We start from the raw sequence: 14,773 nt of genomic DNA on the forward strand, positions 1-14,773 counted from the left end.
ATCATGAAAGAAATTAATATTACCAATATAGCCATAACATTTGCCATTGCGCTAATTATATGGTTTATCCCGGCCCCGCAAGGCGTCGCTGAAAATGCCTGGCACCTGTTTGCTATTTTTGCAGCAACTATTTTAGGAATTATCCTTAAAGCCGCCCCAATGGGTACAATGTGTATGATGGCTATTGCTTTTACAGCCCTTACCCAGGTTGTGGCTCCGGGAGATGCAGGAAAGTCAATCACCAAAGCACTTTCCGGATTTGGGGATAAAGTAATCTGGCTCATCGGGATCTCTTTTTTTATCGCCAGAGGATTTATCAAAACCGGTCTGGGAAACCGCATTGCCTTTTTATTTATCAGAATATTCGGGAAGAGCTCATTGGGACTGGCTTACGGGCTTGGATTAGCCGATGTTTGTTTAGCCCCTGCTATTCCAAGCAACACAGCAAGAGGTGGCGGAATTATTTATCCCATCATGAAATCTATGGCTATCAGCTTCGATTCTGTACCTGAAAAGCCGGAAACACACAGAAAACTGGGATCTTTCCTTACCCTTAACAGCTATTATATGAACCTCATCGCTTCTTCTATGTTTCTTACGGGAACTGCAAGCAACCCGATGTGTCAGAAATTTGCAGCTAATTTAGGAATCAATATCACATGGATGTCCTGGGCTGCTGCAGGATTTGTTCCGGGATTAGTGGCATTCTTTGTCGTTCCTTTGGTCTTATATAAGCTATACCCGCCTGAATTGAAAAAAACAGGGGATGCTCCGAAAATGGCGGCTCAGAAGTTAAAAGAAATGGGGCCTATTTCCAGAAATGAATGGCTGATGTTATTGGCTTTCTTTATTCTTTTAGCTTTATGGATATTCGGCGGAGCCTTATCTATTGATGCAACTACAACCGCTTTTATCGGACTTACCATGCTGCTTCTTACCTCTGTTCTTACCTGGGAAGATATCAAAGGCGAAAAAGGCGCATGGGACACCATTGTATGGTTTGCCGTGCTGGTAATGATGGCCAGTTCTCTGAATGAACTAGGGTTTATCGGCTGGTTCAGTGATCTTATCAAGGTAAAAATAGGCGGATTAAGCTGGCAGGTAGCCTTCCCGGTAATTATTGTCGTTTACTTTTTCAGTCATTATATTTTTGCCAGTGCAACGGCCCACGTGGCGGCCATGTATGCAGCCTTGCTTGGAGTTGGGGTTTCTTTAGGAATACCGCCGATGTTACTGGCTATGATGCTTGGTTTCTTAGGTTCAATTTATGGGGTACTTACCCATTACGGACATGGTCCGGCTCCGGTATTCTACGGAAGCGGATATGTAGAGCTGAAAGCCTGGTGGCTGAGAGGTCTTGAAATAGGAATTGTATTGCTGATCATCTACATGGTAGTCGGAGGACTCTGGATGAAAGTTTTAGGATATTATTAATCATTAAATCAAAAATATGCTGTCAACCTTGTCAAGAAAAATGCTGATGTGCCTTACGGGACTTTTCCTGAGCTTTTTCCTGCTGATTCATTTTCTGGGAAACCTTCAGCTGTTCCTGCCGCCGGAGCAGGCCCATCTTCAGTTTAATGCCTATTCGCATTTTCTGTCCGGAAATATTCTGATCAAAATGGTTTCATATGTTTTGTATGCAAGCATTATTCTGCATGCCCTGGACGGGCTTATCATTACTTTAAAAAATAAAAAATCGGGAGGCAGTTACCAGTCGGAAAGACGCGGAAGAGCCAGTACATGGTCTTCCAGAAATATGGGAATTCTCGGTACGCTGATCCTGATTTTTCTGGTGATTCATTTTCAGAATTTCTGGTATGTGTACAAATTCGGAAATCCTCCGCTGGACAGCAACGGAAATAAAGACCTGTACATTCTTGTAGTAACGGTCTTCAAAGAATGGTGGTATGTCATTATTTATGTGATTTCAATGATTGCGCTATGCTATCACCTGATTCACGGGATCCACAGTGCTGCCAGGACATTGGGATTATACCATCCTAAATTTGTACAGTGGTTCAAAACCGCAGGAATTGCTTATTCAGTGATCATCAGTACAGGTTTTGCACTGATGCCTATTTATGTATTCTTTACTGCCAATTAAACAAAAAAGTCATGATCTTAAATTCAAAAATCCCGGAAGGTCCGCTGGAACGGAAATGGGAAAACTATAAAAAGAAAGCCAAACTCGTGAATCCTGCCAACCGCAAAAAGCTGGACGTTATTGTTGTGGGAACAGGGCTGGCAGGAAGCTCTATTGCGGCTTCGCTGGGCGAAATGGGTTACAATGTAAAATCATTTTGCTTCCAGGACAGCCCGAGGAGAGCCCATTCTGTAGCCGCACAAGGTGGTGTGAATGCTGCTAAAAACTATAAAAATGACGGCGACAGTGTCTACAGAATGTTTGCAGATACTTTAAAAGGCGGGGATTTCAGAGCCCGTGAAGCCAATGTTTACCGCATGGCAGAATGCTCTTTAAACCTCATCGATCAGGCTGTGGCACAAGGTGTTCCCTTCGGACGTGAATACGGAGGCTATCTTAACAACCGTTCTTTCGGAGGGGTTCAGGTGAGCAGGACGTTTTATGCAAGGGGACAGACCGGGCAGCAGTTGCTTCTCGGGGCGTATCAAGCATTGATGAGACAGGTCGGTAAAGGAGCTGTACAGCTGTATTCCAGACATGAAATGCTTGATCTCGTTATAATCAATGGTAAAGCAAGAGGTATTATCGTAAGAAATCTTGACACCGGAGAAATTGAAAGACATGCAGCGCATGCAGTGATTCTGGCAACCGGAGGTTATGGAAAAATTTACTACCTCTCCACCCTGGCAATGGGATGTAACGGTTCCGCCATCTGGCGTGCTCACAAAAAAGGAGCTTTGATGGCTTCCCCGAGCTGGATCCAGGTGCATCCTACTTCCCTTCCGCAATCGGGAGATTATCAGTCTAAATTGACCCTGATGTCAGAATCATTGCGTAATGACGGACGAATCTGGGTTCCTTCAAAAGCAGATGAAACCAGGCTGCCTAATGAAATTCCGGAAGATGAAAGAGATTATTATCTGGAACGCAGGTATCCTGCTTTTGGAAACCTTGCCCCAAGGGATATTTCTTCCCGTGCCGCCAAAGAAAGAATTGATGCAGGCTTCGGAATCGGACCTTTAAAAAATGCTGTATACCTTGATTTTTCTAAAGCGATCAGAGAACAGGGAAAGGAAAAAATACAGGAGAAATACGGAAATTTATTTGATATGTATCTTAAAATCACAGGATACAATGCCTATAATGAACCGATGATGATTTCCCCTTCCGCCCACTTTTCAATGGGTGGTCTGTGGGTAGATTATGAGCTGATGACCACTATTCCCGGGCTTTTCGCTTTGGGAGAGGCTAATTTTGCAGATCACGGGGCCAACAGATTGGGAGCCAACTCGCTTCTTCAGGCTTCTGTAGACGGATATTTTATTGCTCCTTATACCATTGCCAACTATTTGGCTGATGAGATTCACACCGGAAAAATTTCACCTGAAGGCCCGGAGTTTGAAGCTGCAGAAAATAAGGTGAAGCAGCAGATTGAGAGTTTTATGAATATCAAAGGAACCAAAACCGTTGATTATTTTCATAAAACCTTAGGAAAACTGTTGTATGATTACTGCGGGCTGGCCAGGAATGAAGAAGGTTTGAAATATGCCATCGGAGAAATCAGGAAATTAAAGCAGGAATTTTACAGGGATGTCAGGGTTTCAGGACAGGGAGACAAAATGAATTCGGAACTTGAAAAAGCAGGCCGTGTAGCTGATTATTTCGAGATCGGGGAACTGATGTGCTACGATGCTTTAACCCGCAATGAATCCTGTGGTGCCCATTTCAGGGAAGAATTCCAAACGCCGGATGGTGAAGCTCTGAGAAATGACACTGAATATCAATTTATCTCAGCATGGACCTGGAAAGGTGAAAACACCGAACCTGAGCTGATTAAAGAGCCGCTGGTTTTTGAAGAAATACAACCTACGGTAAGAAGTTATAAATAACAAAAGGGGAAGAAAGCTAAGGAAGCATAAGGCAAAAGGGCTAATAGTAAATTTGCTTATTTGCTTCAAGAGCTTTCTCAGTATTCTTAACTTTCTTCGCCTTAATTAAACACAAAAAATCATGGATTTACACCTTAAAATATGGAGACAGAAAGACAGACAGAGTGAAGGAAAACTGGTCAGTTATGATCTTAAAAAACTGAATCCCCACATGTCTTTCCTGGAAATGCTGGATACTTTAAACGAAAAACTCATTACGGAAGGCGACGAACCTGTAGAATTCGATCACGACTGCCGTGAAGGAATCTGTGGACAGTGCGGTATGATGATCAACGGAATTGCCCACGGGCCTTTAAAAAATACAACGACATGTCAGCTTCATTTACGGTCTTTCAGAGACGGTGAAACTGTTTTGATAGAACCTTTCCGTGCTGAGGCTTTTCCCGTTAAGAAAGACCTTAAAGTGGACCGGTCAGCTTTTGACAGAATTATTTCTTCCGGTGGATATGTATCGGTCAATACGGGACAGGCTCCTGATGCCACAGCCATTGCAGTTACCCATCAGACCGCTGAAGAAGCTTTTGATTCTGCCGCCTGCATCGGATGTGGAGCTTGCGTTGCCACTTGTAAAAATGGAAGTGCTGCTTTATTTACCTCTGCGAAAATCACCCATATGGTTCTTCTTCCTCAAGGTAAGGAAGAAAGAAATAAACGGGTCCTGGATATGGTTACCCAGATGGATAAAGAGTTATTCGGGCATTGTTCCAATACGGAAGCCTGTGAAGTGGAATGCCCCCAGGGAATTTCTGTATTGAATATCGCGAGAATGAATTACGAATATAGTAGAGCCTTATTCTTCAGGCGAAAAGACTAAATAGCGAAAGTAAAAAGGTTGATTTGTAAACTGGCAAATTAGCCTTTTTACTTTTTCCCTTTTTAAAATACTTTAGGGATCATAATCTTCTTCGGATCATTCTCGTCATACATAATCTCAATAGTTCCATATTTAGGGACAGAAGAGAGATTCAGGAGGCTGACGATTTTCTTGTAAACAGCAATATGTTCAGTTCCTCTGAAATCTTTAAAACTTACCTGAAACATAATCTCCGGCTGATCATTGACAAGAAGACCTGTCTGGCTTACGCTGATAATATTGGCTTCAGCATTTCTTCCTGAGAAAAGAATACGTTCTTCTTTATTATTTTTAAAAAGCCTGCTGATCAGTAACTGAAAAACCAATACATAAATAAGGGTCATCACTCCACTGAAAATAATCGGATGCATGAAGGTCAGAAATCTCCAGCCAAAATCAAAGGATTCCCGCTTATAGAAATAATAGTAGAGCCCAACGATGTAGGCCATCATCAATAAGGTAAAAACAATTCTCAAAACAATTCCGGAAGTATTGAACCCAACTTTCTGATCACTTAAAATAAAGTAAGGTTCCTGGGATACTTTGGGATTTAACAGTACTTTTACCTTATTTCCGACATCAAACCTTTTCTCCTGTGGTCTGGAATCGTGAAACATTATTTCATGTTCAATCCATGTATTTCTGAGATTGGGAAATAAAAGAACAATCTGAATGATATTCATATTGGTTTTGGGAATATACTTCAGGAGTTGATAGTTCATGATTTTTGCTTCCCTCGGAATTCCGTTCTGCAGTATAGACTGAATAGTATTCTTCTCTTTAAAGGTCTTTACAAAAAGGATATTGATAAAGAAGATCATCACATAGAGCCATATAAGAAAAGAAAAACCGAGATATCCATAGCTCACAGCTAATGAATTTCTCGGTTCTGTTGCAAGGTCCTCACTTATCATATAAATGAAAATCGGAAAAGGAATGCAGAAAAAAAAGAGAAAAATCCCCCAGAAAATGATCATAAATTTCATAGCTGCTATTTTGTAATCAGCAATAAAGTTATGATATTATTGTCGAACGGGAGATATCTTTTTACACCTCTTTATCAAAGTAAAGTCTGTAATATTTTCCCTTGTCGTCCTCTCCCATTTCCAGCTTCTGCCTGTCGCCGTGAATATAAATATGGAAATTTTTATCAAGTTTAATGATACTTTTGAAATGACGCTGGGTTTTCTTTACAGCCGCTTCACTGATCGGGAATTCTTCGGCAATATTCACCTGCATATCCTGCTCATAATCTGTCTTAAAGTTTACGAAACTTTCAATCACGTGCTGATCTCCCAATACTTCGTTGGCAAAATCATCCAGCTTGAATTCTTCCTTTTCCTTGAAGAAATTGATGGATTTATTTAAAAAATCAGCCTGATCCGCTTTTGAAACTTCAAATTCCTGTGGAAGCTGCTTGGTGATATAGTCCTTGTAAACCATCAGGGCTTCCTGGGTATGGAAATATTCATCATCACGCTGCTTTACTTTCAGGAAATCCTCGAACCAGTAATATATATCTCCGTTTTTGTTATTGTCAACCACAGAAAGTACATATCCTGTTTCTTTGTTATTGTTGTAGATTAAGGCTGCCTTGTCAATTTTAGACAAACCGATTCCCTGGTCTTTTTCAATGTCAAAAGTTTCTTCCTGAGGCGAAATTTTCAGGAAAGATTCTCTTTTTTCTGTTTTAAAGATTCCTATCTTATCAACTTTGTCCGGACGGTCGCTCTCTTCTTCAAACAGAACAATAAACAATTCTCCACCCTGAACCCTGGGGTTTTCAGCCGCTTCAAAAAGATGTTTTGCAATATTTTCAGATTCCCAAACGAATTTGGCCTTATCTTCAAAGATTTCGGACACGGAACTGTAAACCGGATTATTCACCAGATAAGTGTCGCTGTAAAAATTGAAGGTTTCCTCTGATTTAAAAGAACCTAAAAAATAATCTTCAAGCAGCTCTGCCATTCCTTCTTCCAGCTTAAGCTCTTCCTGAGACAGTGTTAAAGATTCTCCGTTGATTTTATTTCCTACTCTGTGTACTATAATTTTTGAAAACATCTTATCATTTTGAGCTGCAAAGATAATGTTTGAAAACCCAAATAAAAAATGCGTAAAAGTATTTGCAAGGAGTCAGTATATTTGTGAAAAAATGAAATAAACCTTTTGTGCATAGATATCTGGCTTTTTATTAAATTATAGTTTAATTATTATCTGCTTGAAAAAAAACATTAAAAATATAAGATTCGATCAGGAGAAAGCACCTTATGGCTGCGAATTGCTGGAATTGGAAGCTTTATTTAAAAGACTGACTACATGGACCTACTTTGGTAAAACGGAACGGATTCATTTCTTCAGTGTGATGGTTGTTACGGAAGGAAAAGGCAGGCATTTTGTAGATTTTAAAGAATATAAGCTCGAAAAAGGAAGTATTCTATTCATTGCTCCCGGACAGATTCAGCAATATGAAAGTAATCCTCAATATAAGGGATACATGCTGATATTTACAGAATATTTCTTCCATAAGCAGGTGAATGAGCTTACTTTCCTCAACCAATCCTCTATATTTGACATTACCCTTCCCAATGCCCTGGTAAAGCCCGATCCGGAAACTTTCTCCAGGATCATGCAGCTTCTGTTTTTGCTTCAGGAAGAATTCTCATCGTCGTATGAACTTTCTAAAAAAGAAAGCTTGCAGAAACTGGCCAGTTTGTTTCTTATTTATTCGGAACGCCAAAAACAGAGGGATAGCAACGTTATTTCCAATAACCACTATTTGTCCCAATATTATCACTTCAAGCAATTGCTTGAGACGTTTTTTTCTAAGGACCGGAGTGTAGATTTTTACGCTTCCCTCATGGCCATTACTCCCAAGACATTGAACAGGATCACGAGGTCTGCTATCCAGAAATCTGCGAAAGAGGTTATTGACAGCAGGGTTATTATTGAAATAAAACGGCTTTTGTTATTTGAAAAATTAAGTATAAAAGAGATTGCTTATTCCCTGAATTTTAATGAGCCTACCAATCTCGTTAAGTATTTCAAAAAGCATACAGGAGAAACTCCTACCTCCTATAAAGGATAATACTGTCCGTTTTTTACCATTTTTTGTCTGCTTTAAACCTTTTGGAAATCAACCGAATGGTACATCTTTGTAATTAGTACATCTTCAAAAAAATTATTTCAAATTCAAAAGCACAAATGTATTAATACAAAACCGGCTGCAGCCGGTACAATGAACCTGTAAGAAGGTAAAAACACAAATGGAGCTGCCTCAATATTAAGGCAGCTTTGTTGTTTCAGGGAATACATTTAGCCTGCAATTCAAAAGCAGTTGGCGATCTTCAATAAATAGTTTTCTGATTCATTTTGATAAGAACCTTATCATTTTGACAGGAATTTCAGGAGTCTTCATTTTTTCTAAAAACCATTAATCATTTGATTTTAAGCATATTAATCGGAAATAGTTTTCAAAGGAACACCATTGGCTTCATTATTTTCAAAACATGTATTATGGACCTTAAGACTCTAAACCGTATCGATAAGTTAAGAAGATTAAAAAGCAGAGGACCTGAAACTCCCAAGTGGCTAAAGCCTTACCATTTGATCCTTATTGCTTTCTGGGCCGTTTTCATTTTGGGAACCATGATCAAATTTTTAGAACAAAATCATTAAACCTATGAACTATTCGGAAGCCGTTCAGGAAATTACAGAGGTAATTCCTGACTTTGAAAATGAACTTACAAAAAACACCCAACAGAATCCTTACAGTGTGATCAGGAATTTCACGGAGCGCATCAAAAGTATGGTCCGACAGAATGACAGAAATATTTTATTCAAAAGTCTTCAAAAAATGGACAAAATTTACACAAACGGAGATACTGATTTAAAAAATGCCGTAGAAGGAATTTTTGTTTATTCCCTTGATAATTTCACAGTTTTCTGCAGCAGAGAGTACAGAACAATGATTTTTGACCACTTATCCAGGGAGTTACAACAGATATATGCCAGACAGATTTACAGTCATGGAAACTAAGGTTTTATTACATTTTTCATCTGTTTCATTACAAAAGCACATTTTAACTTAAAATTAATACTACTCAAATTCAATACGTTATGAAAACAAAGATCAGGAGAATATCCGACTGGAAAACACTAAAAACAACGACTAACAGGCATAATACGGAGATATTAGCTACTCACATTGCTGTGATTATAGGAGCTTTCATTTTTGCAGCCATGCTGTAGATTTTGGTATACATTTCGCTGCAAGATAGATACTGAAAAATATTAATTATGATGAAAGTACAAATGCAGGCTATTAACAAGAAAATAGCCGTTGAATACTTAAAATTTTTCTATCCGCCACTACGAAGTGAGATCACACAGCTATCTGTTCAGGAAAACTTTGCCGGCGTTATTCAGGCCACGATCAATTATCTGAAGGATATGCTCCAGGAATCGAAAATTTATATTGTGGCCCATCACATTAAACTGATGGACTGGATCTACAGAAACGGGGATTCTTATGTGAGAACCATCATAGAAAATCTGTTTGTAAGATCTCTTGAAAGTTTTAAAAAACATGCTAAAGATCAGCATTGGAAGCTCCTTTACCAGTATATGCCTGACAGTTTCCAGGTCATTTACAATGAGCAGCAGAAGCAGGACCAGATCTTTTTCGGTAAGTAAAAAATAATTTAATTTGTCAATAGGCTCTTCAGGCATTATGTCTGGGGAGCTTTTTATTTTACGAGTTCAGGTTTTATTATTCACCCTTCAACAAACATTATGTACAAAAAAAGACACTAGTAATCTATCTTCATAATATTACCTTCTTAAAAACGAAGCCAAACTAATCAAGAAAAAAACGACTCCTATTATTGGAGTCGTTTTTTATATTTTTTCAGAAAATTATTTTTTTATATCTGATTTTACATCTTTATAACCATCTGAAACTGCATCTGCTCCTTTTACAGCAACATTTTTAACACTTTTCGTTCCTTTGGTAGCGGTTTTGTCAACCCATTTTGCACCATCTTTAACACCTTTTTTTGTAGCTTTTGCTCCTTTTTTAGCTTTATCTCCCACCCATTCTGCACCATTCTTCACTCCTTTTTCTGTTGCTTTTGCTCCTTTTTGAATGGCAGTGCCTACATTTTTTGCTTCTTGTTTTACAGTTTCCTGGGCATTAACAGCTGTTGCAAATAACCCAAAAGCTAATAAGGTGAATAATTTCTTTTTCATATTTTTATTTTTAAAATTAACTTCATAAATACAGCATAAAAAGAGCCAAACCTATATTCTCAAAAAAAATTGACTAAAATAATTTATCTGTATAAAATTTTCAACTTTGATAAGTAATTTTTAATACAAATTTTCATCATTTTACAATTATAAGGTTATAAAACAAAAGCAAACCAATACTAACAGTATGTAAATCAGACTTTTAACTCCATCAAAATTATGAAAGTTTAGAATAAATAGCTGTTTCGAATTATGGGAACAATTAATGTTCTGCCACCCATTTATTCAAATCGATTTCTTTAGAAAGCTCCAGTTTCTTTCGCAATCTGTATTTTTTGGATTCAACAGTTCTTACGGATATATGTTCATATTCTGCTATCTGCTTATTCGAGAAGTCTAATTTTAGAAATGCACATAATTTTATATCACCAGCGTTAAGATTGGGGTATTTTGAAGTAAGGTTATTATAAAATTCAGGATACAATTCTTTAAATCTGTTCATAAAAGTAGGATCAGCATGTATAGCCAACTCTACCAGCTCTTTATGTGTATTGTTCAATTTTCTTTTAAGCTCCGATGATTCCTGTTCTTTCTTATTAATCAGAGTATCTTTTAGTTTCTCGCGAGATTTGGATATGTGATGAATCATATAAATTATAATGCTGCTGATCAAAATAATAATGAAAATGATGTAATAGAGACTGCTGTTATTTCTTTTTTCTTTTTCCGTCTGTTCGGTAAGTATTTTTTCGATAACCGTATTAACAGTTATATTTGCTTCTCTTTTTAAACTATCATTTAAATTAGAATATTTTGATAAGTATTCATTTTCCTTGTCACGATCATTAAGTCCTTTATAAGCTTCGGCAATCAGTTTATAAGACTCCAGGTCTCTGCTTCTTAGCCTGGCTTTTTTAGTAATTGCCAAAGAGTTCATCAGGTAGTCAAGAGCTTTATGATAATTTTGTTTTTCTATATTTAATCTGCCAAATGCCCGCAAAACATTGGCTTTACCTTCAATAGGAATCTGCTTTGTGTACAGTAAAGCGTTGGCCTTGTTAATATAATATTCTGCAGAATCCATATTATGAGCTTTATAGTGCCTTTCTGCAATAGTAATGTACAGCATTGGCATTGGCGACTTCATACATTGATGTTCGGTACTGTATACGGAATCCATCATTCCAAGAAATTCAAAACTTGATCTTTTCCAATCATAGATAGAATATATTCTTTTTTCCCGCTGCTTCCTGTTTTTGATCTTTTTTGCAAACTCTAAAGCTATATTGAAAGACTTAATGGAACGCTCATATAATTCTAATGAATAATAGTTTATCCCATAAGTAAAATGCAGATAAGCCTCCAATTCATCGTCATCATCTTTTTTAAGCTTTGTTTCCGCAATTTCCAGAAATTTCAAACTTTCCTGGTTTCTCTTCATGGTATTCAGAGCGTTGGCAATATTGATGTATCCTCTGATTTCTCCTTTTTTATAATCTATTTTTTTACTTACTTCAATAAATTTTCTCTCCTTTACCATCACTTCATTAAAATCACCTTCCTTTATTAGCTGGCTAAAGGTATTGGTTTGCATGCTGTCAATTTCAGTGATGCTAGATTGGGATTTTAATTCATGAACCAAAAAAATCGAAATAAAAAAAATACTTTGTTTAAACATGTGTTTTTAATGGTTGAATAGTTTTTTTTGAGTAGAAATTGTTTCATAAAGATCCTATAATTTCAAAAGCAACAGATATATGATGAAATATGTATCTGTCAGATTATTACATTTTGTTAAAATTGAAATTAACTTTTGAGCATAAATATTATGCTTTTACAATAAATTTTATTTTACAGGATGAACTTCAAGTACATATTTCGGCCACAATAATCGATCAGTAATTTTATGATAAATTATAAGTTAAACTCTTCGATTCATTTTAGAGCTCAACACCCAAGAGTAATTAATCTTTTAATTAAATTTATCCTTAAAATTAAAACCTGCTATTTTTTTGTAAACTCATTCTTTTTCAGCAATAAACAGTTTTCTCCATCTGGCAACAGTATTCCTGCTTAATTTAAAATGCCGTGCAAGCTGCATATTATTCAACTTGTTTTTTTCTTGATAATCCAAAATCTTAAGTATAGAAGATTTATTGTAAGACCGGTGGCTTTGATTAAATGTTTCTGTCATCTGATCTGATAAGCCAAAGATCTTACGGTTAAGTTCAATGATGTCTAATACCGATAGGTTTTGTTTATCTAATAAAAATCTACACTCCTCTTTTCTCGTAGGATGCTTTTTGTTTATGATATCATTATAGATACGATGATAATCCGGAGTTGCATTTTCCATAGTGTTTTTGATAATGATTGTTTTTTTAGAATCGGGTTTTCATAATATAATTTTCCTTATTTTTCCAGAGTTTGTGTATTATTTCCTGCAGCATATTTCTTTATCCAGTTGTATAAAGTCGTTTTAGGAATTTTATATTCATCTATAATCTGTTGTTTTGTTTTTTCTCTGCTTTCTAATGATTCCAGAATGAAATCTATTACTTCTTTGGTATATATATTTTTCCTGAACTGCGGAAGCTGGGATTCTTTTTCTTTTAATGAACTGTTATAATTTATGCTACCGGGTGGAGCATATAATATCAAATGCTGAGAATAGACCCTGAAGAAATCATATTCAAGTACTTTGCTCCATTTAAGCAAAGTACCGGTAGGCAACTGCTCCTGTAAAAACATCTCTTCAATTTCTTCACTGTCACATTTGAAAAAATTACAGATACGGGATGTTTCAATTCCAGTTTCCAGGACCCGCTGTTTGATCAGTGAGCCTATATAAATATTCTTAAAATCTCTATTCATGTTAATGTTGAAGGTTAATTTTTCAGGGCACCTTTAATTCAATTATAAATGATTTCCCTTTCTATACTCAGCTTTTGAAATTTGTGAATGCTTATTTATCCGGTGTCAGGTAATTTCCAAAATGAAGTGTTATTTCCATATTGATAGATTTCATAAGGGGTTATGGTGTAGAAAGCTGTTGTAAAGAGAAGTTTCTGCATTCTGATAAAGAATTAGGGGTTGAAATATGGGCATCTGTGGTAGGCTTATTTAGAGCTCCCCAGTTCATGGTAAGATATACTTTGTCCCCTGCATTGAGATGTACAACACAATTCACATTAATTGGTGTATTTCCTCCTGAAGCTGTGTCATTATCAATATTCCCCCTGTTTCCGCCAATAATATTGGTAAGCGCAGTTCCATTCTTAGTAATATTCAGGTTGATTCCTGTAAAAGCTCCAGTTCCTGAAACAGCTCCTCCACTTCCAAAATAAGCATACCCCTCTATTTTATAAATTCCTGACTCCAGTATCTGCCAGTAATCTCCTGCATCATTCCAAACTGCAGAGCCTCCCTGATTCACAATAACATCGCTTACAGAGAATGGAATAATCTGAGGAATACTGTTGTTGAAATTCGTTAAAGAAGTTCCGGAATAAGTAACCGTATCAGAAGCTCCCAATGCGGCAATGGTAGGGATTGTTTTATTGATTAAAATCCCGATTTCCCAGGTGGTTCCGCTGGTTGTTCCTTTGCTAATAAACATGGTATATCCACCAGGTGTCAAAGTTACACTTGAAACTCCTGCACCGGATTGATTATCTATGAGTTCAGATCCACTGGCTGCGATTGTAAGCAGTGCAGTTCCTACATTTTTGATGTAATACACTCTGCCCAATATATTTCCTGCTGCAGGAGCCGCAGCTGTTGCTGCCGGTAAGATAAATGTTCCTGCCGAAGCACCACCATAGGCCATATAGAAATCATTTACCCCCAGTGCTGTAGAGGCTGTTACCCTTTTATACTGTCCCGCTATAGAGCCGTTCACGGTAAAAGTACTACCTGGCAGTACTGTATTAACTCCGACATTTCCAGCTTGTGAATACATCACACCTGGCAAAACCAATAAGGCTGCAAATAAAAAATTTTTCATGATTATATTTTTAAGTTCAACGTAATTTAAAATTTCACTAGGACTTCCAGAATGTTTGATCAGTTCTATTAAAAAAATAGTTTGCTGATGTTTTACATTATCATAGGTAATCATCCCAGGGAGAGATTATAATATTTAAATAAGGAAAACTATCCACTGAAATAGAGCTAACGTATTACACATATTAAGAATACCTCTTTTTTGGCGGATACTATGTCCGATGCCAATACTGCATTATAATTCGGATTAAGTGCATTAACCCTATTTGTGCAAAATAGGGAGAGAGTGTAGAAATCAAAATAACTTTCAAAATAATTACCTTTTTTCATTGTGTATTTTTATCAATGTGTGTTAATTAAACAGCAGGAAATTAATCCTGCACCAATACCAATCTATTAGTGACAAGAAAATTAATGTCGAGTACAAACTGAATTTCCGTTTTTAATTTGTATTGTATTTAATTTTCAAAAAAGAATAAAGTGGATATTCATGTGGTATAAAATAGGTGGATTAAATTATTTTTCATCCCTTATGTTATACTACAAATCACTTAAAATATTTAAGCTTAAACA

At 36.8% G+C, this 14,773-nt stretch carries 16 protein-coding genes; 9 read left to right on the plus strand and 7 right to left on the minus strand.

Annotated elements, in window-relative coordinates:
• The first annotated feature begins 3 nt into the window (after positions 1-3).
• From ACM40_RS07970 to ACM40_RS07985, 4 genes are all read left to right on the plus strand, one after another.
• On the plus strand, positions 4-1,434 hold the full coding sequence (locus ACM40_RS07970) for an anion permease (RefSeq protein ID WP_048502288.1): 1,431 nt from the start codon (positions 4-6) through the stop codon (positions 1,432-1,434).
• A gap of 16 nt (positions 1,435-1,450) precedes the next feature.
• A complete protein-coding gene (locus tag ACM40_RS07975; protein WP_048502289.1) occupies positions 1,451-2,107 on the plus strand; it encodes a succinate dehydrogenase cytochrome b subunit in 657 nt (218 codons plus the stop codon).
• Positions 2,108-2,118: 11 nt separating this feature from the next.
• Positions 2,119-4,035 (plus strand): fumarate reductase/succinate dehydrogenase flavoprotein subunit, encoded by a 1,917-nt coding sequence (locus ACM40_RS07980; RefSeq protein ID WP_048502290.1) that lies wholly within the window; start codon positions 2,119-2,121, stop codon positions 4,033-4,035.
• Between the two features lie 121 nt (positions 4,036-4,156).
• Entirely contained in the window at positions 4,157-4,909 is a 753-nt protein-coding gene (locus tag ACM40_RS07985) for a succinate dehydrogenase/fumarate reductase iron-sulfur subunit (RefSeq protein ID WP_048502291.1), read from the plus strand.
• Between the two features lie 62 nt (positions 4,910-4,971).
• On the opposite strand, the gene ACM40_RS07990 is transcribed toward ACM40_RS07985, so the two are convergent.
• Positions 4,972-5,934, minus strand: a complete 963-nt coding sequence (locus ACM40_RS07990) for a hypothetical protein (RefSeq protein ID WP_048502292.1) — start codon at positions 5,932-5,934, stop codon at positions 4,972-4,974.
• Positions 5,935-5,995: 61 nt separating this feature from the next.
• Complete coding sequence (locus ACM40_RS07995; RefSeq protein ID WP_048502293.1) at positions 5,996-7,009, minus strand: nucleoid-associated protein; 1,014 nt, start codon at positions 7,007-7,009, stop codon at positions 5,996-5,998.
• A gap of 157 nt (positions 7,010-7,166) precedes the next feature.
• Here ACM40_RS07995 and ACM40_RS08000 point away from each other — a divergent pair, with 157 nt between their 5' ends.
• From ACM40_RS08000 to ACM40_RS08015, 5 genes are all read left to right on the plus strand, one after another.
• On the plus strand, positions 7,167-8,033 hold the full coding sequence (locus ACM40_RS08000) for an AraC family transcriptional regulator (RefSeq protein ID WP_048502294.1): 867 nt from the start codon (positions 7,167-7,169) through the stop codon (positions 8,031-8,033).
• Between the two features lie 428 nt (positions 8,034-8,461).
• On the plus strand, positions 8,462-8,623 hold the full coding sequence (locus ACM40_RS20540; RefSeq protein ID WP_165579288.1) for a hypothetical protein: 162 nt from the start codon (positions 8,462-8,464) through the stop codon (positions 8,621-8,623).
• Between the two features lie 4 nt (positions 8,624-8,627).
• Positions 8,628-8,984: a hypothetical protein gene (locus tag ACM40_RS08010; RefSeq protein ID WP_048502295.1), complete on the plus strand. Its 357-nt coding sequence runs from the start codon at positions 8,628-8,630 to the stop codon at positions 8,982-8,984.
• A gap of 80 nt (positions 8,985-9,064) precedes the next feature.
• Positions 9,065-9,196 (plus strand): hypothetical protein, encoded by a 132-nt coding sequence (locus ACM40_RS20815; RefSeq protein ID WP_262483712.1) that lies wholly within the window; start codon positions 9,065-9,067, stop codon positions 9,194-9,196.
• A gap of 48 nt (positions 9,197-9,244) precedes the next feature.
• The gene (locus ACM40_RS08015; RefSeq protein ID WP_048502296.1) at positions 9,245-9,640 is read left to right on the plus strand and encodes a hypothetical protein; all 396 of its coding nucleotides are present in this window, start codon (positions 9,245-9,247) and stop codon (positions 9,638-9,640) included.
• 222 nt (positions 9,641-9,862) lie between these two features.
• On the opposite strand, the gene ACM40_RS08020 is transcribed toward ACM40_RS08015, so the two are convergent.
• The 5 genes from ACM40_RS08020 to ACM40_RS20740 all read right to left on the minus strand — a co-directional run bounded on the left by ACM40_RS08020 (position 9,863) and on the right by ACM40_RS20740 (position 14,201).
• A complete protein-coding gene (locus ACM40_RS08020; protein ID WP_048502297.1) occupies positions 9,863-10,195 on the minus strand; it encodes a hypothetical protein in 333 nt (110 codons plus the stop codon).
• A 262-nt stretch (positions 10,196-10,457) separates the two neighbouring features.
• Positions 10,458-11,789, minus strand: a complete 1,332-nt coding sequence (locus tag ACM40_RS08025; RefSeq protein ID WP_165579289.1) for a helix-turn-helix transcriptional regulator — start codon at positions 11,787-11,789, stop codon at positions 10,458-10,460.
• Positions 11,790-12,215: 426 nt separating this feature from the next.
• Complete coding sequence (locus ACM40_RS08030) at positions 12,216-12,551, minus strand: transposase (RefSeq protein WP_048502299.1); 336 nt, start codon at positions 12,549-12,551, stop codon at positions 12,216-12,218.
• A 56-nt stretch (positions 12,552-12,607) separates the two neighbouring features.
• Positions 12,608-13,069 carry a transposase gene (locus ACM40_RS08035; protein ID WP_048502300.1) on the minus strand — a complete coding sequence of 154 codons (462 nt, stop codon included), beginning with the start codon at positions 13,067-13,069 and terminating at the stop codon, positions 12,608-12,610.
• A 160-nt stretch (positions 13,070-13,229) separates the two neighbouring features.
• A complete protein-coding gene (locus ACM40_RS20740) occupies positions 13,230-14,201 on the minus strand; it encodes a hypothetical protein (RefSeq protein ID WP_228376157.1) in 972 nt (323 codons plus the stop codon).
• Positions 14,202-14,773 lie beyond the last annotated feature (572 nt).

The organism is Chryseobacterium sp. BLS98, from assembly GCF_001045445.1.
In the GTDB taxonomy this organism is placed as follows: Bacteria; Bacteroidota; Bacteroidia; order Flavobacteriales; family Weeksellaceae; genus Chryseobacterium.